Annotated in this window: 22 protein-coding genes; 10 read left to right on the top strand and 12 right to left on the bottom strand. The window is 72.3% G+C overall.

The genetic code is table 11. The annotated features are described in order from the left end of the window. Positions 1-169: 169 nt before the first annotated feature. Complete coding sequence (locus tag MPTA5024_RS41405; RefSeq protein ID WP_157099794.1) at positions 170-562, bottom strand: hypothetical protein; 393 nt, start codon at positions 560-562, stop codon at positions 170-172. Between the two features lie 291 nt (positions 563-853). Here MPTA5024_RS41405 and MPTA5024_RS29455 point away from each other — a divergent pair, with 291 nt between their 5' ends. Both MPTA5024_RS29455 and MPTA5024_RS29450 read left to right on the top strand, forming a co-directional pair. Beyond that, positions 854-1,495 (top strand): class I SAM-dependent methyltransferase, encoded by a 642-nt coding sequence (locus tag MPTA5024_RS29455; RefSeq protein ID WP_157099793.1) that lies wholly within the window; start codon positions 854-856, stop codon positions 1,493-1,495. A gap of 138 nt (positions 1,496-1,633) precedes the next feature. Beyond that, entirely contained in the window at positions 1,634-2,008 is a 375-nt protein-coding gene (locus MPTA5024_RS29450; protein ID WP_036330446.1) for a hypothetical protein, read from the top strand. A gap of 144 nt (positions 2,009-2,152) precedes the next feature. Here the strand turns inward: MPTA5024_RS29450 and MPTA5024_RS29445 are convergent, their stop codons facing one another. The 3 genes from MPTA5024_RS29445 to MPTA5024_RS42775 all read right to left on the bottom strand — a co-directional run bounded on the left by MPTA5024_RS29445 (position 2,153) and on the right by MPTA5024_RS42775 (position 5,576). Then, positions 2,153-4,021, bottom strand: coding sequence for a tetratricopeptide repeat protein (locus MPTA5024_RS29445; RefSeq protein ID WP_084370092.1), 1,869 nt, complete (start codon positions 4,019-4,021; stop codon positions 2,153-2,155). A gap of 374 nt (positions 4,022-4,395) precedes the next feature. Then, positions 4,396-5,031: a hypothetical protein gene (locus MPTA5024_RS29440; protein ID WP_036330443.1), complete on the bottom strand. Its 636-nt coding sequence runs from the start codon at positions 5,029-5,031 to the stop codon at positions 4,396-4,398. A 149-nt stretch (positions 5,032-5,180) separates the two neighbouring features. Then, positions 5,181-5,576 carry a hypothetical protein gene (locus MPTA5024_RS42775; RefSeq protein WP_198167463.1) on the bottom strand — a complete coding sequence of 132 codons (396 nt, stop codon included), beginning with the start codon at positions 5,574-5,576 and terminating at the stop codon, positions 5,181-5,183. A gap of 299 nt (positions 5,577-5,875) precedes the next feature. Here MPTA5024_RS42775 and MPTA5024_RS29430 point away from each other — a divergent pair, with 299 nt between their 5' ends. After that, positions 5,876-6,490, top strand: coding sequence for a TetR/AcrR family transcriptional regulator (locus MPTA5024_RS29430; protein ID WP_036330441.1), 615 nt, complete (start codon positions 5,876-5,878; stop codon positions 6,488-6,490). A 15-nt stretch (positions 6,491-6,505) separates the two neighbouring features. Here the strand turns inward: MPTA5024_RS29430 and MPTA5024_RS29425 are convergent, their stop codons facing one another. Together MPTA5024_RS29425 and MPTA5024_RS29420 are read right to left on the bottom strand one after the other, a co-directional pair. Beyond that, a complete protein-coding gene (locus MPTA5024_RS29425) occupies positions 6,506-7,732 on the bottom strand; it encodes an endo-1,4-beta-xylanase (RefSeq protein ID WP_036330440.1) in 1,227 nt (408 codons plus the stop codon). A gap of 117 nt (positions 7,733-7,849) precedes the next feature. Then, positions 7,850-8,263, bottom strand: a complete 414-nt coding sequence (locus MPTA5024_RS29420; RefSeq protein WP_036330438.1) for an organic hydroperoxide resistance protein — start codon at positions 8,261-8,263, stop codon at positions 7,850-7,852. 79 nt (positions 8,264-8,342) lie between these two features. On the opposite strand from MPTA5024_RS29420, the gene MPTA5024_RS29415 reads away from it, so the two are divergent. The 3 genes from MPTA5024_RS29415 to MPTA5024_RS29405 all read left to right on the top strand — a co-directional run bounded on the left by MPTA5024_RS29415 (position 8,343) and on the right by MPTA5024_RS29405 (position 13,524). Further along, positions 8,343-8,933 carry a TetR/AcrR family transcriptional regulator gene (locus MPTA5024_RS29415; RefSeq protein ID WP_036330436.1) on the top strand — a complete coding sequence of 197 codons (591 nt, stop codon included), beginning with the start codon at positions 8,343-8,345 and terminating at the stop codon, positions 8,931-8,933. Between the two features lie 587 nt (positions 8,934-9,520). Continuing rightward, entirely contained in the window at positions 9,521-11,665 is a 2,145-nt protein-coding gene (locus MPTA5024_RS29410; protein WP_157099792.1) for a discoidin domain-containing protein, read from the top strand. Positions 11,666-11,796: 131 nt separating this feature from the next. Further along, complete coding sequence (locus MPTA5024_RS29405; protein ID WP_036330434.1) at positions 11,797-13,524, top strand: alpha-galactosidase D; 1,728 nt, start codon at positions 11,797-11,799, stop codon at positions 13,522-13,524. A 260-nt stretch (positions 13,525-13,784) separates the two neighbouring features. Here MPTA5024_RS29405 and MPTA5024_RS29400 read toward each other — a convergent pair whose 3' ends face one another. Both MPTA5024_RS29400 and MPTA5024_RS29395 read right to left on the bottom strand, forming a co-directional pair. Beyond that, a complete protein-coding gene (locus tag MPTA5024_RS29400) occupies positions 13,785-14,798 on the bottom strand; it encodes a LacI family DNA-binding transcriptional regulator (protein ID WP_036330431.1) in 1,014 nt (337 codons plus the stop codon). A gap of 30 nt (positions 14,799-14,828) precedes the next feature. After that, positions 14,829-16,148, bottom strand: coding sequence for a cation diffusion facilitator family transporter (locus MPTA5024_RS29395; protein WP_084370090.1), 1,320 nt, complete (start codon positions 16,146-16,148; stop codon positions 14,829-14,831). A 165-nt stretch (positions 16,149-16,313) separates the two neighbouring features. On the opposite strand from MPTA5024_RS29395, the gene MPTA5024_RS29390 reads away from it, so the two are divergent. Continuing rightward, a complete protein-coding gene (locus MPTA5024_RS29390) occupies positions 16,314-16,997 on the top strand; it encodes a DUF429 domain-containing protein (RefSeq protein WP_036330429.1) in 684 nt (227 codons plus the stop codon). A gap of 22 nt (positions 16,998-17,019) precedes the next feature. Here the strand turns inward: MPTA5024_RS29390 and MPTA5024_RS29385 are convergent, their stop codons facing one another. The 4 genes from MPTA5024_RS29385 to MPTA5024_RS29370 form a co-directional block, all read right to left on the bottom strand. Beyond that, entirely contained in the window at positions 17,020-17,475 is a 456-nt protein-coding gene (locus MPTA5024_RS29385) for an SRPBCC family protein (RefSeq protein WP_036330428.1), read from the bottom strand. A gap of 95 nt (positions 17,476-17,570) precedes the next feature. Continuing rightward, a complete protein-coding gene (locus MPTA5024_RS29380; protein ID WP_036330426.1) occupies positions 17,571-18,323 on the bottom strand; it encodes an SRPBCC family protein in 753 nt (250 codons plus the stop codon). Between the two features lie 2 nt (positions 18,324-18,325). Next, a complete protein-coding gene (locus tag MPTA5024_RS29375) occupies positions 18,326-19,009 on the bottom strand; it encodes an ArsR/SmtB family transcription factor (protein ID WP_198167462.1) in 684 nt (227 codons plus the stop codon). Positions 19,010-19,077: 68 nt separating this feature from the next. Next, the gene (locus MPTA5024_RS29370) at positions 19,078-19,563 is read right to left on the bottom strand and encodes a hypothetical protein (RefSeq protein ID WP_269750647.1); all 486 of its coding nucleotides are present in this window, start codon (positions 19,561-19,563) and stop codon (positions 19,078-19,080) included. 195 nt (positions 19,564-19,758) lie between these two features. Here MPTA5024_RS29370 and MPTA5024_RS29365 point away from each other — a divergent pair, with 195 nt between their 5' ends. The 3 genes from MPTA5024_RS29365 to MPTA5024_RS29355 form a co-directional block, all read left to right on the top strand. Next, positions 19,759-21,039, top strand: a complete 1,281-nt coding sequence (locus MPTA5024_RS29365; protein ID WP_036330424.1) for a hypothetical protein — start codon at positions 19,759-19,761, stop codon at positions 21,037-21,039. A 91-nt stretch (positions 21,040-21,130) separates the two neighbouring features. After that, complete coding sequence (locus tag MPTA5024_RS29360) at positions 21,131-21,673, top strand: hypothetical protein (RefSeq protein WP_051458818.1); 543 nt, start codon at positions 21,131-21,133, stop codon at positions 21,671-21,673. Between the two features lie 570 nt (positions 21,674-22,243). Beyond that, positions 22,244-24,425, top strand: a 2,182-nt coding sequence (locus tag MPTA5024_RS29355; RefSeq protein ID WP_198167461.1) for a S8 family serine peptidase, incomplete at its 3' end; no start/stop codon positions are given.

Here is a 24,425-nt window from a genome sequence, read left to right as displayed (position 1 = left end):
GAAGACGGCATCGATATCGCGAGTGGAGCGGCGGGCGTCGTAGGCCAGTGCCATGGCAGCACCCCGAAAACATAGAGATCGGCGATGACTCCACGGCGGACAGGACGATCACCCAGGCGTCGGAATGCCTCCTCAATGGCTGCTCTGTCGAGGAGAGGTGCCTCGTCAGTCATGCGACTTCCAGTTCCTGTGGGTGGATGAATACACCACGGCGACGAAAGGAAGCCGGGGAGTGGACGAAGGCGTCTACGCGGGCCGCCGGTGTGTTGAACGGAAACCAGAACTGGCGGAGACGTCGCGTTTCGGCCCAGGCAGGCCCGGCTTGTCCATCCTTTGCGGCGAGATGTTCGGCGAGGGCCGCGAGAAAGACATCCCAGCGGGAATCGCCCACGCTGGGCGGCTCCGGCGACAACAGCCGGAGTCGCTCCTCCCGCGGCTCATGCCGATGTTCCTCCAGGAACTCCGCTATCAATCGCCAACGCGTCTCCTCATCGGGATGGCGACTCAGCCAACCTGCGAGTACGGCGATGGAGGCGGCTCGGTACTGTTCCACGGGCCTCATGGAAATGAGGTTAGTCCACCCTCTCCGCAGCCTGCCGGATCCTCGTCGACAGGCACCGAGAATGGGTGGCGACGCCGCATTCCGCCGTCTCCGTGCCTGCTGTGCGGCGTGGCAGTGGATCGGCAGGCTGGGCCGGCGTCGTACATGACTCGCCTCGTACGTCGTCGGTCGTAGGCGGGGGGTCCGCTGCGCCCCCGACCGTAGGCGGGAGCGTCTTCCACCGGCCGACGACAGGGGGACGCCGGCGCAGGAACATCTCCTGTGGGTCGAATCCGGAACCGGAGGAAGCGAATGAACCTGGCACAGATGGCCTGGCGGCTGACCAGCATGGGGAGGAGTTCCGAGCGTGGCGCCGAACTGGCCGTCAAGCGCATGCTGCAGCTCTACTATCTGTCCGGCAGGCCGCCGTGGGACAGCGGCATCCCGGCGCCCGAACTCGTCGAGACCGTCAAGGGGGCGCGGGCGCTGCCGCCGGGACGGGCGCTCGAACTGGGCTGCGGCACCGGCACGAACGCCGTCTACCTCGCCCGGAACGGCTGGGACGTCGTCGGCGTCGATCTGATCGGCCGCGCGATCCGGCAGGCGCGGGACAAGGCTGAGGCGGCGGGCGTACGGCCGCGGTTGCTGCACGGCGACGTCACCCGGCTGGACGAGCTCGCGGTGACCGGGCCGTTCAGCCTGTTCTTCGACCTGAGCTGCTACTGCGGCATACCCGATCAGCGCCGGGACGCCTACGCCGACGGGATCACCCGGCGGGCCGCGCCGGGGGCGCGGCTGCTGATGTTCGGGTACGGCCCGGAGTCGTTCGCCGACGGCATCAGCGGGGTCACCGCGGACGAGCTGCGCGCCCGCTTCTCCGGCTGGGACCTCACCGAGGTCACACCCGGGACCAACTCCGTGCCCACGTTCTGGTTCACCCTGCACCGCCGCTGACGTACGGCGCACGAGATTCCGAAGGGCGTTCCAGCAGGGCTTATACCTCGCCTATACCGGCGTGTCCGACGCTCGCCACGAGCCGTTCGCGGCTTCATCCGCTCGCGTCAGCGAACCGCCCACGAAGGGAGCTCGGACATGCGCAAGCTCGGATCGAAACTCGGAACAACGGTGGCAGCCACCACCCTTGTCTCCGGGGTGCTCTTCACCGGCGCCTCGGCGTCACAGGCCGACGCCCTCGGCTGCAACGGCAACGTGTGCATGTACCTGTCCACGCCGAGGAACGGCACCGTGTACGTGGACGCGTACCCCCAGCACGGCAGCTTCTACGGGAACTTCGATCTCGTCGGGCCCAACGGGCTGTACCGCCACGGCGCCACCCAGACGTGGACCAACGGTGCGTTCCAGCCCAAGCAGGAGTGGACCGGCATCCCCGCCGTCGTCGGGAAGTACTGCGTCTCGGGCTGGGTGAACGGTACGCGCATCGGGTACCCGTGCGAGAACATCCAGTAGGCGTCCCATGATCTCGGTACGGCGACGTGGGCGGCCCGGTACACGTTAACGGGCTCCCAGGACCAGGTCGTACCGACCATCTCGGACTGCGGGGCCGGGCCGGCGACGGTCCGGCCCCCGATCAGGTGAAGAGGCGATTCCCGGTCAGCCGGAGCAGTGGGCGTCGGCGACGGATCTGCCCGCCTCGGACTGGCCGAGGGACACCGCCGTGTTCCAGTCGGCGCAGGCCCCGCCGGCGTCACCCAGCTGGGACTTCGCCAGGCCGCGCCGGTAATAGGCGTCGGCGTACTGCGGGAACAGCCCGATCGCCGTGTCCAGGTCGGATCGCGCCCCCTGCGGGTCGCCCAGCTCGATCTCCGCGACCCCGCGGAAGTAGTAGGCCTCGACCAGTTGCGGATCGTAGGTGAGGGCCGTGGAGAGGTCCGTGTAGGCGCCCCGGTAATCCTTCAGAGCGATCTTCGTCTTGCCGCGCTCACTGTAGCCGGCTCCGAAGGTCGGAAGCCGCTTCACCTCGTAGTCGAGGTCGCCGAGCGCCCCCGCGTAGTCGCCCTTGTTGTACTTGGTCATGCCCAGGTAGTGGTAAGCCAGCACGAAGTCCGGGTCGAGCTCGATGGTGCGCTGGAAATCCGTCGTCGCCCCCGCGTAGTCGCCGTCGCGGAACCTGGCGATGCCTCGGCTGTTGTGCACGAACGCCACCCCGGGTTCCTTGGCGATGGCGTCGCTCATGATGGTCTCGGTGTTCTGCCAGGCCGTGTCGCGGATGACCGTCAGCGTGGCGAACAGCACGGCGAACGCCGCCATCGCCGCGATCACCCCGATCCGGGGGATGCCGTCCCACTTGCGGAGCGCCCTGTCGGCGAAGTGGCCCGCGATGAGGAACAGGCCGAGATAGGGCAGGTAGACGTATCTGTTCGCGTGGTAGTTGTCGATGAGGAGCACCGCCTGGGTCGGCGCGACGGTGATCGCGAAGAAGCCCAGCCCGAACACCACGATCCTGCGGGACGACCTGACCGCCACCAGCGCCGCGGCCACGGCCGCGAGCAGGAGCGGAGACAGGTAGAGGTACCACGGGAGGGGCGTGCCGGGGTACTCGTAGGCGAGGGCCAGGTGGAACGGGTAGACCAGTTGCACCAGATAGTCGGCCAGCGCCGAGCAGGCCACGACGACCCGGTCGAGGAGGGTGTAGCCGTGCGGCGGGACCACGTCCTGTCGCATGGCCAGCGCGACCAGCCCCGCGCCCGCGGCGACGGCGAAGAACGGGATCTTCTCCAGGAGCAGTCTCCGGCCCGGCGTACGGCGCTGGAGGTAGTCGACGAGGAACAACACGAGGGGCAGGGCGACCGCCGTCGACTTCGACAGCGTGGCCAGCGCGAAGAGGACCACGGACCAGGCCAGCGGCTGCCACCGTCCCGACGTCAGGTAGCGCAGGTAGGCCAGGAGCGCGGCCAGCGAGAAGAGCGTGGCCAGCAGGGTGCTGCGGGCCGAGATCCAGGCGACCGTGTCGACGTTTATGGGATGGATCGCGAACGCCGCGGCCGTGAAGCAGGCCGGGAACGCGCGCCCGGTCAGCCCGCGGATGAGCAGGAACGCCATCACCACGTTGGCGAGGTGCAGCGCCAGATTGGTGAAGTGGTACATGCCCATCGCCCCCTGGCCGAACAGGTGGTCGACGGCGTACGACAGGTTCACCAGCGGCGTGTACATGAACTGCAGCGGCGTGGTGAACCAGTGGCCGACATTGGCCCAGCTGAGTTCCCGGATGGACGCGTTGTCCACCACGCTTTCGGGATCGTCGAAATAGATGAAGCCGTTGCCGATGCCGTTGGCGTGCACGGCGAAGGCCGCCACGACGATGCAGAGGAGAATCCACCGTTCCCGGGAACGATCCCGCGCTTCGATCACGGCCCTGCGGGCCGCGGCGCCGCGAGCACTGCCGGAGGTGCGGCGGGCACTGCCGGGGGCGCGGCGGGCACTGCCGGGGGTGCGGCGAACGGCCGGGCGAGCGGGCGTCATCACACGTCTCCTGTGAGCGTCGTCGCCGTCGGGCGTCACAGTTCTTCGTCACGCCGGTCCGGACGTGCCCGGATGCGGTGGAGCGCCTCGGACTGTACGCCCCGGCCATGACGGGGCGCCAGTGCCCGTCCCGCGGCTTCGCGATCCGGTGCGAGCGCGCGGTGGGCCCGCCACCTGGGAGAAGAGCTCCCATCGGGCCGCCGTCCCATCCGGCGACGGGCGGGCCGCAGAGCCGGCCCGGTGAACGTTTCACGGCACGTCGCGCGTGGACGGCGATCGGCGCGGAGGAAGCGTGACGGGCGAGGGCGTCCCGGGCGCGGGAACGACGGGCCCCTGTGCCGCCGCTCCCGCGCGGTCCCCGCGGACGCCGTGCGTCACTTCCTGGTCAGGGTCCACTTCCCGTCGGCCAGGACCGAGACGTAGCGGGTGCCTGCCGGGACGACGACCTTCCCGGAGACGTGCCTGATCTTGTTGACGAGGAGGTCGGGGGCCCCGGACGGCGGCAGGGCGTAGACGACGAAGTTGCTCGTCCCGCCATGGGCGTACCGCAGGGTGTGGAGACCCTTGGTGGGCACGGCCAGCTTGAGGACCGCGTCGCCGAGCCCCTTCTCGGTGAGGTGCCTCCAGAGCGGGGCGTACGAGATGGGGGCGAACCTGAGCGACCAGGCCCCGTCGGCCTCGATCGTGAATCCGGCCGTCTTCAGGTCGGTGTAGGTGTTCACGACGACGGTCCCGGAGTAGTCGCCGACGCGGTTGACGAGGAGGTCGTTGTCCTTGCCGGAGGGCTGGATGCTCCAGACCGCGAAGTTCGACTCGCCGGTGTGCCGGATGACGGCGATGCCGCGGAGCTTGGTCGACGAGACCCGTACGACGTCGTCGCCCTCGCCGTGGAAGGTGCGCGCCTTGATCGGCGGGGGAGCGGTGGAGGCGTCCGCGAGGTCTGGAACGGTCCAGCTGATGCCGGCGACCAGCAGGACGACGGCTAATCGGATGACACGGATGCTGCCCATGGGTACTCCTGAGGCTAGTGACACTCCGTACGTTGGTGGGACGGTTGGTGCGTTCCACAGGGTTACCTCAACACGGGGCGAAATCGCATCGTTACCCTCGTATGACTCGTCCGTCACCTGGCGTCCCCGGGGCTGGGACGCAAGGAGGGTCAGGCCGTGCGGCCCTGCTCGAAGAAGGCCCGTACGGCCTCCGCGCCGCCGAGCTCGCGGAGCGGGCGCGAGGCGCCGAAGGGCGCGTTCCAGAACGGCCCGGTGCGGGGCGTCCAGGGGCCGACGTACGCGTACGGCTCGGGGAGGTGCCCGTCGCCGGGCGAGATCCCGTAGTTGACCTCGTCGAGGGTGACGGCGAGGTCGAAGTGCTCCGGCCACAGGACCGGTGTGAGGCCCGGGGGCGAACGCGAGCAGCGCCTCCTGGCCGATCGCGAGGCTCTCGGCCAGCCGCGCGGCCGCCCCGGCGTCCACCGTGATCGCGTCGCCGGGAGCCGCGCCGGAGCCGTCGTGGTAGAGGCCCTCGGGCGCGCCGGGGTCCACGCCTGCCGACGCACCCAGCTCGGCGTACGTGCCCGCGAGGGGCAGGCGGCGATCGCCCGCGACCAGGACCGCGCCCTCGACCCGCAGGTCGGGCTCGGCGACCGTGCCGAAGCCGCCGGGCACGACACGCAGCCGGATCGTCCCGCTGCGCCGGTACTGCGGCCCGGCGAGGAGCAGCTCCGCCACGCCGTGCAGGGTATCGCGGGTCGCGATCGTCACCTCGTCCACGGGACCGAGCCTCTCACACCGCCCGCAGCCCTCACGGCGCGTGGGGTCACAGATTGAGGGGCCACGGCCGGGGTAGCGCCATCACATGGCACCACAGGACCACGGCGAGCAGTCCGAGGTCATCCTGGGGGTCGCCCGCCGGCTCTTCGCGGCTCTCGGCTACGACGGCACGTCCATCCGCCAGATCGCCGAGGCGGCCGGTCTCGACGTCCCCACGGTGACCGCGCGGGTGGGCGCGAAGCGGGAGATCTACCTCACGGTGATGGACCGGGCGTTCCAGGAGGAGCGAGCCGCGCTCGAACCGGCGGCCCAGGAGTTCGAGCAGACGGGGGACATCCACCGGCTCCTCGACCGCTACCTGGACTTCTACGTCGGCAACCCCGACATCGTGGCCCTGTGGATGCACCGCTGGCTGATGGACGCGGCCGACGTCGCGGAGCTCGAGTCGGAGTACGTCCAGCCGCTCACCGCGATGATGGGCAAGTCGGTGCACAGCCTGCTGGGGGACGTCGACATCGACATCGAGTACACGTTGTGGACCGTGATCTGGTGCGTCCACGGGTACGTGCTCGCGGGCGTCCTGGAGGCCGACGGGGAGGTCCACGGGCCGTCCGACCCCCGGAGCCTGCGCCGGTTCCGGCGGAACATGCACCTCATGATCCACCGGCACCTCGGCATGCCCGGCGACCCGCCGACCTAGGACCCCGGCGGCGGCTCAGAGGGCCACGTGGACGTCCGCCGCGCCGGGCTCCTCCAGCCGGAACGTCGCGGTCTCGCCCTCGACGGTCACCTCGTACTCGCCGAGGAAGCCCGAGAACCGGATGCGTCCCTCGGCGTCGGTCGCCGTCGTCGTGGGCGGCACCCACCACTCGCCCCTGACCAGCCCGTGCAGCGCCTCGTACGACGGCTTGGGCGTGCCGTCGGCCCGTACGAACCCGCCGGGCGCCCCGAGCCAGCCGCCGTCCTGGAGACCCCAGTACGTCACCGCCTCGACCGAAGGATGCGACAGCAGCGTCGTGTAGTGGCGGACCACCTCGTCCGCCTGGCGGGCCTCGCCCTCGGGGGTCGAGGGCCACTCGGGGATCTGGTAGTCGTTCAGGTCGACGATGTCCGGGGGCATGAGGTGGCCGGACAGGATCGTCGTCTCGGTGAAGTGGATCGGCAGCCCGTACCGGGCGAACCGGTCGAGGACGTCACGCGTCCGCTCCTCGCCCCAGTAGCCCTGGTGCATGTGGCTCTGCAGGCCGAGCGCGTCGATCTTCACGCCGGCCTCCAGGACGCCCTCGATCAGGCACTCGTACGCGGCGGACATGTCGAAGTCGTTGAGCAGCAGCGTGGCGCCGGGGGCCGTCTCGCGGGCGGCGTCGACGACCATCCTGACCATCGGGATCCGGCCCATCTCCCGGCAGATCCGGGTGAGGCCGTTGTCGTACTTGTCGAAGATCGGCATGATGACGACCTCGTTGACGACGTCCCACATGTCGATCAGCCCGGCGAAGTCGCGCACCTCGCGCCGGATCCGGGCCGCCTGCTCACGGGCGATGCCGGCGTTCGGCAGGTCGAGGAGCCAGGGGGCGGTCTCGGTGTGCCAGGCCAGCGGGTGTCCCTTGACCACGCATCCCCGGTCGGCGAACCATCGGGCCGCCGCGCGGAGCCGCGCCGTGTCCGGCCGGCCCCGGACGGCCTCGAAGCCGGCCCAGTAGAAGGGCAGCGTGGCGAAGTTGAACAGGCCGGCCCACAGGCCGGCCAGGCGCTCGGCCCGTTCCGGCTCCGGGTCGTCGCCGTTCGCCAGCGGGATGAACTCGAAACCGGTGCATCCGAACAGGAAGGCGTGGTCGCGCTGCGCGACGACCACCTCCCGGCCGGCCAGTGCCACGCCGCCGCGGGTGAGCGTGACCGCGGCGTCCGCGGTCCGGTGCCTCCTGATCAGCGGGTCGGTCATCGGCGTCCTCCAGTCGCGCCGGAGATCCCGCCGTCGTGGGGCCCCGGCCGGGCTCCGCCGGCGGCCGCCCGCCGGCACCACAACTGTGGCGAACGGGGGCGGCCTCCGCAACCGTCGCTACTCGATCACCAGCTCGACGGGGATGTTGCCGCGGGTGGCGTTCGAGTACGGGCAGACCTGGTGGGCCTCCTCGACCGCCTTGCGGCCCTCCTCGGGGGAGATGTGGTCGGGCAGCTCCACCCGGAGCGTCACCGAGAGGGCGAAGCCGCCCGTGCCCGAGGGGCCGAGCCCGACCTCGGCGGTCACGGACGCGTCCGACAGGTCCAGCTTGGCCCGCGAGGCCACGAGGGCCAGCGCGCTCGCGAAGCAGGCGGAGTACCCCGCGGCGAACAACTGCTCGGGGTTGGTGCCCTCGCCCTTGCCACCCAGCTCGACCGGGCGGTCCAGCACCAGGTCGAGCCTGCCGTCGGAGGAGACGGCCCGGCCCTCCCGGCCGGAGGCGGTGGCGATCGCGGTGTACATGGCGCTCATGGCGGTGCTCCTTACTGGACAGACCTGTCTGTCTCCGTTGATGCTGAGACTAGACAGACCTGTCTGGTAAAGTCAACTCATGACCACGACCGCCGCGCCCGAGCGCCGGGCCGCCCCGCCCGCCCGCCGGCGCATCCTCGACACCGCGGGAAACCTGTTCTACGGCGAGGGCATCCGCGCCGTGGGCATCGACCGGATCATCGCCGAGGCCGGCGTGGCCAAGGCGACCTTCTACCACCACTTCCCGGCGAAGGACGACCTGGTCTGCGCCTATTTGAAGGAGCAGAGCGACCTCCAGCACGGCCTGGCCGAGGGGCTCCGTGCGGCCGAGAGGCCCGCGGAGGAGAGGCTGGTCGCGGTGTTCGAGGCGGTGGGGGAGATCGGCTGCGGGCCGGGCTTCCGGGGCTGCGCGTTCGTCAACGCCTCGGTGGAGTACCCCGACCCCGCCCATCCCGTGCGGCAGGTCGTGGCCGCGCACCGTGCCTGGTTCAGGGGGCTGGTGCGGGATCTGCTCGCCGCGACGGGCCACCCCGACCCCGACGCCACCGCGGGGATGCTCGTCATGCTGCGGGACGGCATCGTGGTGGGGGCCGACCTCGACGACGCGGCCGAGGTCCGCGCGCTCGTCCGCGACGCGGTGACGCGACTGGCCGCCGTGCCCCGGTCCTGAGCCCGTCCTCGCCCGGTCCGCGGGCCATCCGAAGGGTCAGACGTCCGATGTATCGACAGGGTTAGGCGCGTCCGGCCTCCCTGCCCGCCCCGGCCGGCGCGGCGAGTGGCGATCGATCACAGTCGAACACAAAACCCCACGTTCTCCCGCGATTCCGTGCTAACTCTGGCCCGGTACGGCGTCCTCGCCGGGCTGCGGCGTTTCCGGGTCGTTACGTCTGTTCCATCGTTCCAGCGTCTCGAGGGCGTTGACAGGTGTTCTCTTTTGTGGGATCACAGTCCAGAGATCCAATCTTTGCGAGAGGATCTCAACGCCGAAGGCTCCGAAGGGAGACCGATGGAAACGGGCAGGGCGCGGGCGCCCAACGTGACGCCCCGATGCGCCGACCTCCGCGCGGCCACCGGTCCGTGAGCGCTCACGGACCCCGCGCCGGTTCCCCGGGCCCTCCCCTCCCGAGGCCCTCCGGCATCCCCGTACCGCCGACGAGGCGGGCATCTCGGCCGTTCACCGGGCCGCGTGCGGGCGCGGCGGCCGTACCCCTTCCGCAGGTCACCACCAGCACGACCTTGACGGCCAAAGGAGCCGACATGCCGAAGACGGCACCACGGAGGAGGCGGGCGGGCACGATCGTCGCCGCGATCGCGTCCCTCCTCCTGACGATGACGCTCGCGTCCCCCGCGCGGGCCGAGCTGCAGCATCCCCGCCAGGCGTTCCTGCGCAACTCGGTCGCGGGCCTGTTCCTGCACTGGGGCATGCGCACCTCGCCCGGCTACACGAGCTGCAGCGCCTGGGAGAACGCGGTGACGAGCGGCGGCTGGAACGCGACCTACTGGGTCAACGAGGCGAAGAAGCTGCACGCGCAGTACATCGTGCTCGCCGCCTTCCACAGCAGGCTCGGCTACTCCCGGCCCTGGCCGTCCGCCATCCCCGGCTCGTGCAGCACGAAGCGGGACTTCCTCGGCGAGCTGATCGACGCCGCCGACGCCGCCGGTCTGAAGGTCATCAACTACATGACCGACGACCCGCAGTGGCACGACGAGGGCGGCCACGAGTGGCTCGACTCCTCGGCCTACTCCAGCTACAAGGGCCACACCGTGGACCTCACCACCCGCGACGGGTTCGGCGAGTTCAGCTACGACAACTTCGTCGAGGTCATGCAGCGCTACCCCAAGCTCGCCGGGTTCTGGATCGACAACGACAACGCGTACTGGGAGAGCCACGGGCTCTACGAGCGCATCCGGCAGGACCGGCCGGACATGACGCTGTCGAACAACAACGAGGACACGCCGATCATGGACATGATCAGCAACGAGCAGAAGACCGGCATGACCCCGGCGTACGACTACCCGCAGGCGGTCTACACGGCGGCGCCCCGGCTGATCGAGGCCGACTTCAAGCTGCCGTCGAGCGGCCCCTGGTGGTACGGCGGGTCGGACTCGGCCGTCGACTACAAGCTGACGCTCGGCCGGCTCATCACCAACGCCGGGTCGTCGGTGAAGGCGCTGATGGCGGAGACCGCCATGGTCAACGGCAAGTTCCCCACCCAGCAGGTCAACTTCAACAACTTCGCCAACACCTATCTCAACGCCATCTGGGAGTCCCTGAACGGCACCGAGGGCGGCGGCTACATGTACGGCGGCCTCAAGCCCGGCTTCTGGAACAACGGCGCCCACGGGGTCACCACGATCAGCAGGACCAACCCGGACCTGCACTACATCCACGTCATCACCCCGCCGTCCGGCAGCACGCTGCAGGTCCGCGACAACGGCTACCGCATCACCGGCGTGACCAACCTCCGCACCGGCGCGGCCGTGCCGTTCAGCCAGGCGAACGGCACGCTGACGATCAGCGGCGTGTCGAGCTGGGACCAGTACGACACCGTGTTCAAGGTGACCAGCAGCGGCCGTGAGGGGATCTACACCTCCGGCGTGACGATGAGCGCCAGCGCCTCGGCGAGCGGCCACGCCGCGTCCGCGGCCGGCGACGGCGACTACCTGACCTACTGGGACGGCAACAACACCACCCCCGTGTCGCTCCGCTTCGACCTCGGCTCGGCCAAGCGCGTGCAGTACATCGGGATCAACCAGCGCGAGGACTCGACCGTCTACCCCGAGTCGGCGTCCACGCGGGCCTCGACGTACCGCGTGTACGTCAGCAGCGACGGGACGAACTGGGGCAGCCCGATCAAGACCGGCACGCTGCCGAACGCCCGGGGCGTCCAGTTCGTCGACCTGCCCGCCACCACCACGCGGCACGTCCGGCTCGAGGTGACCGCGACCTACGCGACGAGCGGCAACCCGGAGCGGTGGCGCGTCGACGAGGCGTGGATCGGCGGCTCGTACGCCGGCTCGGGCGGCTCGTCCTCCCAGTCGTACGAGGCCGAGTCCGGGGCCCTCAGCGGCAAGGCCACGGTCGCCGCGTGCACGGGCTGCTCGGGCGGCCAGAAGGTGCGCTACATCGGCAACGGCACGGGCAACTACCTGACGCTCACGGTGAACGCCGCGACGGCCGGGACCAAGCAGATCACGATAGCGGGCACGGTGGACGGCACCCGCACGGTCTCCGTGAGCGCGAACGGCGGGACCGCGGTGACCGCCTCGCTCACCGGCACCGACTGGGCCACCCCCGTGACGGCGACGGTCGGCGTGCCGCTGAACGCGGGGTCGAACACGCTGAGGTTCTTCAACGACACCGCGAACGCGCCCGACCTCGACAAGATCACCGTTTCCTGACGCCCGGGACCGCCGTGCGCGGCCGGAACCTCCGCCCGGCCGCGTACGGCCCGGCGTCGTGCTCGACCTTCCCCACCCCCCCGCGCGGCCGCGCCCCCCGGCGCAGGTCGCGCCCTGCTCCGGGAGAGCGCATGCCCAGACACGTCCGACGACGGTGGCCGGCCGCGGGCCTCGCGGCCCTCGCCCTCGCCGCCTCCGGCGCGGCCGCCGTGGCCGCCGCCCCCAGCGCCTCGGCCTCCGACAACGGCCAGTCCGTCCGTCCCGCCATGGGATGGAGCAGCTGGAGCTTCGTCCGCCGGTGGCCGGACGAGACGAAGATCAAGGCCCAGGCCGACGCGCTGGCCGGCAGCGGCCTGCCGGCCCTGGGATACGTGTACGTCAATCTCGACGACTTCTACCAGAAGTGCGACTCCAACGGCTTCGTCGTCGACTCGTACGGCCGCTGGGCCGTGGACACCGCGAAGTTCCCCGGCGGGATCAAGGCGCTCGCCGACTACGTGCACTCCAAGGGCCTGAAGTTCGGCTTCTACGTCACGCCCGGCATCGCGAAGAACGCGGTCACCCGCAACACCCCCGTCGAGGGCACCTCGTACCACGCGCAGGACATCGCCGACACCTCGCGCACCGAGAAGAACTACAACTGCAAGAACATGTACCGCCTGAACTACTCCCACCCCGGAGCGCAGGCGTTCATCGACTCGTGGGCCGACCAGATGGCCTCCTGGGGCGTCGACTACCTGAAGATCGACGGAGTGGACGCCTCGACGGTCGACGACGTCGAGGCCTGGGACAGGGCGCTGCGCCAGACGGGACGGCCGATCAACTTCGCGCTGTCGAACAACCTGCCGATCGCGCAGGCCACGACCTGGCAGCGGCTGGCCAACAGCTGGCGCACGCAGGGCGACGTCGAGTGCTACTGCGGCCCGGGGGCCAACGGCAGCGGCTTCCCGCTGACCGACTGGTCGCACGTGTCGAGCCGCTTCGGCTCGGCCGCGTCCTGGCAGCAGTACGCCGGGCCGGGCGGCTGGAACGACCTCGACTCGCTGGAGATCGGCAACGGCGACCAGATCGGCCTCACCGCCGACCAGCGCCGCTCGATGATGACGCTGTGGGCGATGGCGGCCTCGCCGCTCCTGCTCGGCAGCGACCTGACCGCCCTGACCTCCACCGACCTCGCGATGCTGACCAACACCCGGCTCATCGCGGTCGACCAGGACGGCGTGGCCGCCCAGCGGATCGTCAGCAGCGGCGTGAACCAGGTCTGGCGCAAGCGGGAGGCGAACGGCGACTACATCGTGGCGCTGTTCAACACCGGCACCTCCGGCAACTCGACCGTGAGCGTGAGCTGGTCGCAGGTCGGCTTCTCCGGCAGCGCCCAGGTCACCGACCTGTGGTCGGGGTCGAGCGGCGGCACGGTCAGCGGCTCCTACAGCGCCACCCTCCGCCCGGGTGAGACCCGGCTCATCCGCGTCCGGCCCACCACCTCGGGCCCCTCGTCGTACGAGGGGGAGGGCGGCGCGCTCAGCGGCGCGGCCGCGGTCGCCTCGTGCTCCGGCTGCTCGGGCGGGCAGAAGGTCCGCTTCATCGGCAACGGCACGGCCAACTACGTCACGCTCACCGTGAGCGCGGCCGCGGCCGGGTCGCGCCAGGTCACGATCGCGGGCACCGTGAACGGCACCCGCACGTTCTCGGTCAGCGCGAACGGCGGCGCCCCGGTGACGGCCTCGCTGACCGGGACCGACTGGAACACGCCGGTCACCGCGACCGTGAGCCTTCCGCTCAACGCCGGCTCGAACAGCGTGAAGATCTACAACGACTCCGCCTACGCACCGGACCTCGACAGGATCACCGTGTCCTGACCCCGTCCGATCCCCGGACCCCGTCCGGCCGGGCCCGCCGTCGGCGCCCGGCCGGACGGGACCACGCGGTCACTCGGGTCACGCGGCCACGCGGCGGGTGGCCGGGCGCTCAGGTGGCCGGGCGCTCAGGTGTTCGGCGCGGCGGGGTGTTCGGTGTGGCGGGGTGTTCGGTGTGGCGGGGTGTTCGGTGTGGCGGGGTGCACGGTGTGGCGGGGTGCACGGTGTGGCCGGGTGTTCGGGGGGTCAGGTGTTCGGAGGGGTCAGGTGGAGCCGCGCAGGAGCAGCTCGGGGCGGACCACGGCGTCCGGCACCTCGCGGGGCTCCGCGCCGGCCACCAACTGCGCCGCCTGCTCCACCGCGAGCTCGCCCAGGCGCGGCTTGTCGATGCGCAGCGTCGTGAGCGGCGGCTCGACCAGCTCGCTCAGGCTGAGCCCGTCGCACCCGAGGAACGCGCAGTCGTCCGGCACCCGAAGTCCCCTCCGCACGGCCGTCCGCTGGGCGCCGATCGCGATCAGGTCGTTGTACGCGAACACGGCCGTGACGTCCGGGTGCGCCTCCAGCAGCCGCTCCATGGCGGCCGCGCCGCCGGCCACGGAGTTCGCCGCGGGCTCGATCCACGACTCGCCGACCGGGAGGCCGTGCCGGGAGGCCAGCTCCAGGTACACCTCACGCCTGGGGTTGGGGGCGGCGGCGGAGATGCGGGCCTCGTCGTCCAGCATCGCGATCCGGCGGTGTCCCCGGTCGATCAGGTGGCCCAGGCCCTCGCGCACGCCCGCGTCGAAGTCGATGCGCACCCCCGGGACCGAGGGGTTCATGCCGTCCTTGTCGAGCAGCACGATCGGCATGCTCATGTCGACGGCCCGGTTGATCGCCTCGGCGTGCAGGAGGAACGCCACGCACACGTCCACCTGCTCGGCGATCATGTCGACCACGGCCAGCTCCTTGCGGCGCTCCGAGCCGGTGTTGTAGACCACGACCTGCCACTCGCGGCGCTCGGCCGCCTTGAGCACGCCGGCCGTGACCTCGGGGAAGAACGGGTTGAGCACGTCGGCGATGACCAGGCCGAGCGTGGTCACGTCCTGGCGGACCAGGCCGCGGGCGAAGCGGCTCGGCCGGTAGCCCATGAGACGCGCGGCCTCAAGGATGCGCTGCCGGGTCTCGGGGTCGATCTCGGTCTTGTTGTTGATGGCCCTCGACACCGTCTGGCGGGAGACGCCCGTGGCACGCGCCACGTCGTCGATCGTGATCCGCCGGGTTTTCCTCGTGGTCGGCACGTAGCGAATCTAGCCCCATTCGGGGCGTCTTCAGGCTCGGCGGCGCCGGGAAACCGTCGCGGAGAGGGTGAGAAGGTCGGATGTATGGCCCGTTCCGAGGCGCGTCCTGAGGCGAATCCCCTGGTCGGCGCCGTGGCGGGCCCCGCGATCGCCTCCATGACCGGTTGTGTCGTCGGTTCTGTGGTCAGCTCTGTGGTCGGGCCTGTGATCCGCCCGGTGGTCGGTTCTGTGGTCGGTTCTGTGGTCGGCCAGGACGGCGTGGTGGTCGACGCCGTCGCTGGGAAGCGGATCGGCGTGTACGAGGGCGGCCGTCAAACGGGGGATCGCGTGGATCAGCGCGTGCTCGGCCTCGACCGCCACGGCGTGCGCCTCGACCACGGTCGTGCCGGGGTCGACGACGACGTCGCACTCGGCCCGGAGCCGGTGGCCGATCCAGCGCAGCCGGACCTGCCCGACGCCGAGCACGCCCGGCGTGCCCCGCAGCGTCGCCTCGGCCGCGTCGACCAGGCCGGGGTCGACCGCGTCCATCAGCCGCCGGTACACCTCGCGGGCCGCCTGCCGCAGCACGGCGAGGATCGGGACCGTGATCAGCAGGCCGACGACGGGGTCCGCCCGGTCCCAGCCCGCCGCCGTTCCGGCCGCTCCCGCGAGGACCGCGAGCGAGGTGATGCCGTCGGTGCGCGCGTGGAGCCCGTCGGCCACCAGCGCCGCCGAGCCGATCTCGCGGCCGATCCTGATCCGGTGGCGGGCCACCGCCTCGTTGCCGGCGAAACCGACCAGCGCGGCCGCCGCGACCGCCCACAGCCCGGTCACCGGCTGCGGGTGCAGCAGCCGGTCCACGGCCGTGTACGCGGCGGCGACGCAGGAGGCGAGGATCGTCAGCACGACGACGACCCCGGCCAGGTCCTCCGCCCTGCCGTACCCGTAGGTGTAGCGGCGGTTCGGCGGGCGGCGCGCGAGCAGGAAGGCGACGCCGAGGGGGACGGCCGTCAGCGCGTCGGCGGCGTTGTGCAGCGTGTCGCCGAGCAGCGCCACCGACCCCGACAGCGCGACCACGATGGCCTGGACCAGCGCCGTCGCCCCCAGGCCCGCGAGACCGACCCACAGCGCACGCATGCCGCGTGAGGAGGTCTCCATGGCCGTGTCCACCTTGTCGGCCGCCTCGTGCGAGTGCGGCCGGACCCACTCCCGGATCCGCCCGAACGGCCCACCTCGGCGCCCGTGCCCGTGGCCGTGGCCGTGCCCGTGGCCGTGCCCGTGGCCAGGTCCGTGGCCAGGCCCGTGCGCGTGGCCGTGGGGGTGCCCGTGGTCGCTCTCGGAGGCGTGGTGGTCGGGGTGCGGCCGGCTCATGGCACAACGATGCCTCGGAAATCGCGTTGCGGCATCTCGACACCAGCACCTCCGCCGCTGTTGCGAAGCGCCCGCAACGGCGGCGGTCTCCCCGCTCCCGCGGGCGGAGGCGCGCACCGAGACATCCCGCACGACAGGCGGCCGGAACACGTGGACCATGGGGGCATGCGCGTGCTCGGGGTCGACGGCTGCACGGCCGGGTGGATCGGGATCGTCCTGGCGGACGGCCCGGTGACCGCCCTGTTCGCCACCGGGATCGCCGAGCTGGTCCGCCTGGCCGAGGCCGGGGGACCGGTCGAGGTCGTCGCGATCGACATCCCGATCGGGCTGCCGGAGCGCGGCCGGCGTGCGGCGGACGTGCTCACCCGCGCGGAGCTGGGGCCGCGCCGCCGGTCGCTGTTCATGACGCCGGTCCGCCCGGCCCTGGAGGCCGGCACGCACGCCGCAGCCGTCGAGATCAACCGGCGGCTGGCGGGCGAGGGAGTCTCCCGCCAGGCGTACGGCCTCCGGGACAAGCTCTTCGACGTCGACCGCTGGAGGCCGGGGCCGTCGAGGAGGGTCGTCGAGGTGCACCCGGAGCTGTCGTTCGCCCGGATGGCCGGCGCCCCGCTCCCGTACCCGAAGTCCACGTGGGCGGGGGCGGAGCGGCGCCGGGAGCTGCTGGCGGCCGAGGGCGTCGAGGTCGCGGGGGACCTCGGGCCCGCGGGGGCGTTCGCCGGGGTGGACGACGTGTTGGACGCGGCGGCCGCGGCGTGGACGGCGCGCCGGGTCGCGCGGGGAGTCGCCCGGCCGCTGCCCGATCCTCCGGAGGACCTCGGAGACGGCCGGCCCTGCGCGATCTGGGCCTGAGGGGCGCTGGGACGCCCCCGGATCAGGACGCGGCGACGTGCTCGGCGAGCCGGTCGAAGAACTGCAGCCAGCCGGCCTTGGCGGCCTCGGCGTGCGCCTCGTCGGTGTTGTACCCGGCCTGGTGGAACCGCATCTCGGTCCTGCCGTCGCCCAGGTCGTCGAGGGTGACGGCGGCGACCGACGCCGGGGCGCCCTCGGTGTTGCCGGGGTCGCCGGTGGTGAAGACCAGCCGCTCCGGCGCGGCCACCTCGTGGTAGACCCCGCCCAGCGGCGCCTTCGCGCCGTCGGGGGAGACCAGGACGGCGCTCCACGCGCCGCCGGGCCGTACGTCGAGGGAGGTGGTCGGCAGCGGCGTGGTGAACCCGCGCGGGCCGAACCACTGCGTGAAGCTCTCGGGGTCGGTCCACGCGCGGAACACCGTCTCGCGGGGGGCGTCGAGGACGACAGTGATCGTGTACTCGCGGTCGGGGGCGGCCATGGCCGTGTCCTTTCGTCGTGAGTGAAGCGAAGGGTGGGAATGCCCCGAACGCGTGCGGGGCCGTGGAGCGCACGTAGAAGAGTGAAGGGGAGCGGTCAGGAGAGGACGTCGTCGAGCCAGGAGTCCCAGGCCTTGCGCAGCTCCTCCGGATCCGCGTCGCCGAAGACGTGATGACCGAGGACGACCGTGTCGCCCCTCAGCGGGCCGGAGTGGATGAACCGGTAGAGCCCGTCCTCCGTGCGCACTCCGAGGAAGGTGGGGAACCCGGCGTAGTCGACCACGCCCTCCATGGGCGGCAGGCCGTCCACCTCCAGGCGCGCCCGGTCGCCTTCGGCGGGCGTGCCGGGCAGGCCGAGCGCGGCCGTGATCCGGGCCCAGACCTCGTCTCCGTCGCCGGCCTTCGGCCGTACCGCGGCGACGGGCGTGCCGGTGCGGCCGCGGAAGTGGGTGAGGTACTGCGCCAGCGTGCGCAGGTACATGTCCCAGCCCACGCGCATGGCCGCGTACTCGGTCTCCCAGTCGTCGCCGAGGAAGCCGTTCTGCACCAGGCGCAGCACCGTGCTGCCGCCCTCGCGCCCCTCGATGAGGTACTCGAACGCGAGGAACGCGCCGTCGGGCCCCTCGTCGCTGCGGAGCGAGAACCGGCTGCCCGGCTCCCATCCCGTGACGGTGGAGCCCTGGACGTGGCCGAGCAGGTCGAGCGCGGCCCGGCCGCCCTCGCGCGGCTCGACCTGGTTGCTGCCCATGAACCAGGAGTCGATCCCGGGCCCGGTGGCGATCGCCGCCCAGACCTCCTCGGGCGTCGCCTCCAGCTCGATCTCCTTGCGCAGCTCGAACGGGTGGGGCATGGTCAGGACTCCTCGGGGTCGGCGGGGGGCTCGGCGCCCGGGCCCGTCTCGGTCTCGGTGTCGGTCTCGGTGGCGGTCACGGGCGTCGCGACGCCGGCTGCCTGGTCGCGGGGGACGCTCGGGTGGACGGCGATGACCAGGCGGTGGGCGCGGCCGCCCTCGGCGCTCTCGTCGTGGTAGCGGCTCACCAGCGCGGCGACGGCGGCGGCCAGCTCCTCGGCGAAGGCGGCCCGGTCGGCGGCGGAGGCGAAGCGCACCTCGCCGTCGATCGTGAACGTCGCCACCTTCCTGCGGGCCTTGTCCGCCCCGCTGATGAGCGCCCCGACGTCGCGGACGAGCTGGGCCGCCACCGCGAGCAGCCACCGGGCCGACAGCCGGTCCGGCGCGCGGGCCGGATCGGGGGCCACCGCCGACAGCGCCACCGGCGAGATGACGAACGACGCCGCCGTCGCCCGCATCACCCGCTCGGTCACGTTGCCCTTGCGCCGCTCCTCCACGAGCTCGACCAGGCCGTGCCGCTCCAGCGCCCTGAGGTGGTAGTTCACCTTCTGGCGGGGCAGGCCCACCTTCGCCGCCAGCATCGTCGCCGATCCCGGCTCGGCCAGCTCGGCGAGCAGCCGCGCGCGCACCGGATCCAGCGACACCTCTGCCGCCGCCGGATCCTCGATCACCGCCACGTCCAACATGTCTCAACCTTGGCACCGACAATAATAATTGTCAAGAAGGTCGAAGCTGTCGGTTGCGTGCCCGATGGTCAGCGGTCGCCCTCCGGGGCGTCGTCGAGGGCGAAGGACAGGTAGCGCTCGGCCGAGCGCCGGACGGCCTCGCTCCCGTCCGCGTCGACCACCAGCCGCCACCAGGCGCCGTACACCCGGTCGAAGGGGTACGGCTGGAGCAGCGCGAGCGCCCGGCGGACGGTTCGCGGCCGCTCGGGGATGTAGTTGGGGTAGCTGTACATGAAGCCGACCCAGCGCCGGTCGCGGACGACCTGGAGGATGTCGCCGGAGAACAGCGTCCCGCCGTCCGCCGTCCGCCGGTGCAGCACCTGGCCGCCCGCGAAGTGGACGCCCGCGTTGATCAGCGTGAGGCCCTCGCCGATCTCCCGGGTGTCGCCCTCCCAGAACACGACCGCGTCGTCGGGCCGGCCCACCCACCGCCGGTCGGCGGCGTGGACGTACACCGGGGCGTCGAACGCGTGCGCCCACTCGACCATGCTCCCGTAGAAGTGGGGGTGGCTGATCGCAATGGGGCTCCCTCTGGTCGGCGTACCCGTATCCCATCACTCCGAGTCACCTCCGGGCCGCCGGGCTTCGGGCGTCCTGTGCCAAGACGTCCTGGTAGAGGCATTACGTGCATCACATTGCGCGTCCGATCTGTCACGTTATGTAATCACAACGGCGATGAGCCATCCCTATCCGGGCTCGAAGGAGTGACCATGACGTTCACAGCGATGCACCCCATGTCCGTGGCGACCTCGCTGGGTTACGGCTCCCAGCACCCGATCTCCGCCCTGCAGTTCGCCCAGATCCCACAGGCCCTCGGCCAGCAGCAGGTAGCGCCCTTCGGCGGGATGGTCCAGCAGGAGGAGCAGATCCTCCCGCAGGAGCACCTGGTGAACCCGGCCGCCTTCTGGCACAAGGTCGCGCGGCAGGCCGTCCGGTACGGCGCACCGGCCGCCCGGCAGATCCTCGAGATCGTCCAGTACCAGCAGATCCAGCCCCAGGTGGCCCAGCTGATGGCCCAGCAGCTCGCCCAGTCCGGGCTGCTCCAGCTCGCGCCGCAGGCCACGCTCCAGTACGGCCAGCCCGTGCCGTTCGGCGCGATGACCGGGCAGGAGGAGCAGGTCCTCCCGCAGGAGCACGTCGTGAGCCCGGTGACCTTCTGGATGAAGGTCAACCGCCTCAGCGCCCGGTACGGCGTTCCCGCTGTCCGGCAGATCCTGGAGAGCGTGCTGCACCAGCAGATCCAGCAGCAGGTCCAGCAGCAGATCCAGGCGGGCATGCCGATCCAGGCTCTGCAGGCCGTCCAGGGCATGCCGGGCGTGGCCGCGCTGAACGGGCTGACGGGCCTCAACGGCATGACGGGCCTCAACGGTCTGAACGGCGTCGCCGGGTTGACGGGTGCGGCCGGGCTGACCGGGGTGAACGGGATGACCGGCGCGTTCGGCGTGGCAGGTGTCCAGGGCCTGCAGGCCGCCCAGGGTGTCCCGGGCGTTCAGGGCCTCCTGGGCGCCGCGGCCGTGCACCCGCTGCAGGCCGCCCAGCAGATCCAGCAGCTTGTGGCCCTGCAGCAGGCCCAGCAGGCGGCGGCCCAGCAGCTCGCCGCCCTCCAGTACGGCACGCCGTACGCCGCCCAGTACGCGGGCCAGTACGGGACCCCGTACGCCGCCGCGTACGCCGCCCAGTACGCGACCCCGTACGCCCAGCAGCCGTACGGCCAGGCCCACTACGCGGCGCAGTACGCGACGCCGTACGCGGCCCAGTACGGGCAGGGTCACTACGCGACCCCGTACGCGACCGCCTACGGCACCCCGTACGGGCAGCAGGCCGGCCAGAGCCCGCTGAGCATGCAGCTGGCCCAGCAGCTCGCGGCCCAGCAGTACGGCCAGTACAGCCAGTACGGCCAGTACGGCCAGCAGGTGCCCCAGGCGCACGCCGCCCAGATGCACCAGCAGGTCCAGCAGCAGTCCCCGGTGCCCGCCGGTGCCGGATTCTGATCGGAGGCACATGGTGGACTCGATGGGCGCAGGGCCGTCGTGGCCCGGAGCCGTCGCGGGGGGAGCCGGCGCGGGGGGAGCCGGCGCTGCCATGAACTCCGTGAACCCGGTGACGGGTCCGGCGATGGCGATGACGACAGGGCCGGTGATGAACCCGGGTGTGGGCCCCGCGATGGCGCCGCCGATGGGTCCGGTGGGTCCGGTGGGTCCGCTCGGCATGGCGACCACCCCGACGACCCCGATGGGCCTGGGCCCGGTGGGTCCGATGGACATCGCGACGGCCTCGATGGGCCCGATGGGACCGATGGCTCCCATGGGCCCGGGGACGCCGCCGGCCGCGGCTTTCATGGGCGGTCCGCCGGCGGCCCCCGGGATGGGGCCGCTGACGGGACCCGTCCCGGGCGTCCCGGGGCCGTTCGACCCGCCGCAGGCGCGGTGCGCCGCCGCCCTCCAGTGGATGTTCGGCTGGCTGCAGGCGTCCCTCCCGCAGGCGCCGCAGCTCGCCGGGATCGTCCCGCTGGCGGTCCAGGCGGTGCGGCTGTACCGGGCGGGTCAGTACGAGGCGTGCCTGGGTCAGATCCAGTACACGCTCACCGCCGTCCAGTACGGCCCGCCCATCGCTCCACCGCTGTGACGAGATCACCTGAGTGGCCCGGACCGGCCCGTCGCCGGTCCGGGCCCCTCCCGCACCGATCCCGCGGAGGTTCGTCCCCCCGCCACCCGCGCCCGGGCCGTACGGCCTCGCGAGGCTGAACGCCGGCCGCCGGGCGGGGGCGGCCAGGGCGTGGAGGGCGGCGGGGAGCAGGCCGCGGAGCCCCGCGACCGGCCCGGCCACCGCGGGTGACGACAGAGCCCGTTCCTGCCCCGTCGAGCCCACCGGGCACGGCCGGCGACGCCAGCGCGAGCTGGGGAGAGTCGAGACGTTGTGACGAGTAACGACAAGCCAAAGGACGGAACCGGGGAGGCGCGCCGCACGGCCTCGGGCCGGGCGCGGCAGACCTCCCGGCAGGCGCCGCAGCCGGTGGAGCCCCGGCCCCGCCGCCACATGGTGGCGGCACTGCCCCAGCCGTACCTGACGGCCCTCGGGGTCGCCGCGCCGGCGCTCGACGCGGACGCCCTGCACCGGCTGCTGGAGGACGACCCCGAGGTGCGGGTGCACCGCCGGGTCGTGCCCGCCGGAGGAGGGCTCGAAGGAGCCGACGCCATGCCCTTTCCACCCGTGGTGGTGGCGGACATGACGCCGGAGCACGCCGTGGCGCTGCGCAGACGCCATCCACAGCTGCACATCGAACGCGACCGGCTGCTCACCTACAGCGAGGTGCCCGTGCCGCCCCGCCGTCGGCGGCCCGCCGCGGCGGTGCTCCCGGCCGGCGTGGAGAGCACGTTCACGTTTCTCGTGCGGGACGCCGACGGCGAGCCCGTGCCGGACGCGACGGTCTTCGTGACCGGGAACGGCTGGCCCGCGCAGGCCGTGACCGGGACGGACGGCCGGGCGACGGTCACGATGACGGGGGAGACCCCGGAGACCGTCGCGAGCGTGATGGTCCGGCCGCGCGCCGGATTCTGGAGCCGCCACATCGAGCGGCCCGCCCTGTCGACCAAGCGGGACAACCTGATCGAGCTGGTCAGGCTGTCGGAGACGTTCGAGGGCTTCCCGGGACGGCAGGTGTTCGGGTGGGGCCAGCAGGCCATGCACCTGGACCGGCTGCCGCCCACCCTCCGCGGTGCGGGGGCGCGGATCGCCCTGATCGACTCGGGGGCGGCCGTCCGGCATCCCGACCTCGCGGGCAGGGTGAGCGCGGGGATCGACCTCGTCGGCGGCAAGGCCGAGGGCTGGGCGCTCGACGCCGCCCAGCACGGCTCCCACTGCGCCGGGATCGTCGCCGGGGCCGACGACGGCCGCGGCGTCGTGGGCTTCGCGGTCGAGGCCGAGGTGCACGCCTGCAAGATCTTCCCCGGGGGCCGCTTCAGCGACCTCGTCGAGGCCCTCGACTACTGCATCGAGCAGCAGATCGATGTCGTGAACCTCAGCCTCGGCAGCCCGCATCCGTCGCCGCTCGTGGCCGCCAAGATCGATCAGGCGCGGAACGCGGGCGTCGCGTGCGTCGTGGCCGCCGGCAACGACGGCGGGCCCGTCGGCTTCCCCGGCACCCTGCCCACCGTGCTCACGGTGGCGGCGATCGGCAGGGCGGGCACGTTCCCGGCCGGGACCTCCCACGCCGCCGAGATCCTGGAGCCGCGCACCGGCGAAGGGTACTTCTCGCCCCGCTTCACCTGCCACGGCCCGGAGGTCGACGTCTGCGCTCCGGGCGTGGCCGTCCTGTCGTCCGTGCCGCCCGACGCGTACGCGGCCTGCGACGGCACCTCCATGGCCGCGCCGCACGTGGCGGGCCTGGCGGCGCTCGTGCTGGCGCACCACCCGGACTTCCGGAACGGGTACGCCGCCCGGGACGCCCGCCGGGTCGACCGCCTGTTCCAGATCATCAGGGCGAGCTGCGTCCCGCTCGATCTGGGGGACCCGAGGCGCACGGGGGCGGGGCTGCCCAGCGCCCTGCGCGCGCTCGGGCCGGCGCTCGCGCACGTCACGCCGGAGATGGGGGAGGTCCAGGTGACGCTGGAGCAGCTGACGATGGAGATGATGTCGGCCGGGCTGCTCGTGCCGCCGGTCCCCTTCCCCGGCGTCGCCGGAGGGGTGCCCGGGGCGGCTCCGTCCGTGAACGGGACGGGCCCGGCGGCGATGGCCGGCACGATGGCCGGCACGATGGCCGGCATGGTCCCGGGCGCCGGGCTCGGCACGGTCTCCGTCCAGGTCGTGAACGGCCTGGTTCCGAACGGCCCGTTCGCCAACGGCCTTGTCCCGAGCGGCCTTGTCCCGAGCGGCCCGGTCCCGAGCGGCCCGGTCCCGAACGGCCCGGTCCCGAGCGGCCCGGCGGCCTGCGGGCCCGACGTCGCCGGCCACCACTCCTTCCCGGGCGGACGTCTCGCGGGCCAGGATCTCGGCCACCCGGGTGCCCCGGGGCCGGCGCACGGTTCTCTCCACGGTCCGGGCATGGGCGGGCCGGCGTACCCGGGCATGGCCGCAGCGGGTCACACCGGCGTGGGTGCGCCCGATCTCAACGGGACCGCTTTCGACGCGCCGGGCGCGAGCGGGCCGGTCTTCAGCGGGCCGGTCTTCAGCGGGCCGGTCTTCAGTGGGCCGGTCTTCAGTGGGCCGGGTCTGCACGGCCCGGGTCTGGGCGGGGCGGGTCTGGGCGGGCCGGTCTCCGACGGACCGATCCTGAACGGCCCGGCCACCGCCAACGGCCCGGTCCCGCACGTCAACGGCGGCTCCTGGGCGGACGCCGCGGCCTCCGCGGGCGCCGGGACGCCGGGCGGCGCCGCGAGGC

Source organism: Microbispora sp. ATCC PTA-5024 (genome assembly GCF_000511135.2).
In the GTDB taxonomy this organism is placed as follows: domain Bacteria; phylum Actinomycetota; class Actinomycetes; order Streptosporangiales; family Streptosporangiaceae; genus Microbispora; species Microbispora corallina.
The sequence above is the reverse complement of the archived record's forward strand: the minus strand, read 5'-3'. Positions and strand labels throughout refer to the sequence as shown.

What these genes read in the sequence shown, in the direction of transcription:
- MPTA5024_RS41405 (WP_157099794.1), bottom strand. Translation starts at nt 562, where the DNA reads ATGAGGCCCGTGGAACAGTACCGAGCCGCCTCCATCGCCGTACTCGCA.
- MPTA5024_RS29455 (WP_157099793.1), top strand. Translation starts at nt 854, where the DNA reads ATGAACCTGGCACAGATGGCCTGGCGGCTGACCAGCATGGGGAGGAGT.
- MPTA5024_RS29450 (WP_036330446.1), top strand. Translation starts at nt 1,634, where the DNA reads ATGCGCAAGCTCGGATCGAAACTCGGAACAACGGTGGCAGCCACCACC.
- MPTA5024_RS29445 (WP_084370092.1), bottom strand. Translation starts at nt 4,021, where the DNA reads ATGACGCCCGCTCGCCCGGCCGTTCGCCGCACCCCCGGCAGTGCCCGC.
- MPTA5024_RS29440 (WP_036330443.1), bottom strand. Translation starts at nt 5,031, where the DNA reads ATGGGCAGCATCCGTGTCATCCGATTAGCCGTCGTCCTGCTGGTCGCC.
- MPTA5024_RS29430 (WP_036330441.1), top strand. Translation starts at nt 5,876, where the DNA reads ATGGCACCACAGGACCACGGCGAGCAGTCCGAGGTCATCCTGGGGGTC.
- MPTA5024_RS29425 (WP_036330440.1), bottom strand. Translation starts at nt 7,732, where the DNA reads ATGACCGACCCGCTGATCAGGAGGCACCGGACCGCGGACGCCGCGGTC.
- MPTA5024_RS29420 (WP_036330438.1), bottom strand. Translation starts at nt 8,263, where the DNA reads ATGAGCGCCATGTACACCGCGATCGCCACCGCCTCCGGCCGGGAGGGC.
- MPTA5024_RS29415 (WP_036330436.1), top strand. Translation starts at nt 8,343, where the DNA reads ATGACCACGACCGCCGCGCCCGAGCGCCGGGCCGCCCCGCCCGCCCGC.
- MPTA5024_RS29410 (WP_157099792.1), top strand. Translation starts at nt 9,521, where the DNA reads ATGCCGAAGACGGCACCACGGAGGAGGCGGGCGGGCACGATCGTCGCC.
- MPTA5024_RS29405 (WP_036330434.1), top strand. Translation starts at nt 11,797, where the DNA reads ATGCCCAGACACGTCCGACGACGGTGGCCGGCCGCGGGCCTCGCGGCC.
- MPTA5024_RS29395 (WP_084370090.1), bottom strand. Translation starts at nt 16,148, where the DNA reads ATGAGCCGGCCGCACCCCGACCACCACGCCTCCGAGAGCGACCACGGG.
- MPTA5024_RS29390 (WP_036330429.1), top strand. Translation starts at nt 16,314, where the DNA reads ATGCGCGTGCTCGGGGTCGACGGCTGCACGGCCGGGTGGATCGGGATC.
- MPTA5024_RS29385 (WP_036330428.1), bottom strand. Translation starts at nt 17,475, where the DNA reads ATGGCCGCCCCCGACCGCGAGTACACGATCACTGTCGTCCTCGACGCC.
- MPTA5024_RS29380 (WP_036330426.1), bottom strand. Translation starts at nt 18,323, where the DNA reads ATGCCCCACCCGTTCGAGCTGCGCAAGGAGATCGAGCTGGAGGCGACG.
- MPTA5024_RS29375 (WP_198167462.1), bottom strand. Translation starts at nt 19,009, where the DNA reads ATGTTGGACGTGGCGGTGATCGAGGATCCGGCGGCGGCAGAGGTGTCG.
- MPTA5024_RS29365 (WP_036330424.1), top strand. Translation starts at nt 19,759, where the DNA reads ATGACGTTCACAGCGATGCACCCCATGTCCGTGGCGACCTCGCTGGGT.
- MPTA5024_RS29360 (WP_051458818.1), top strand. Translation starts at nt 21,131, where the DNA reads ATGAACTCCGTGAACCCGGTGACGGGTCCGGCGATGGCGATGACGACA.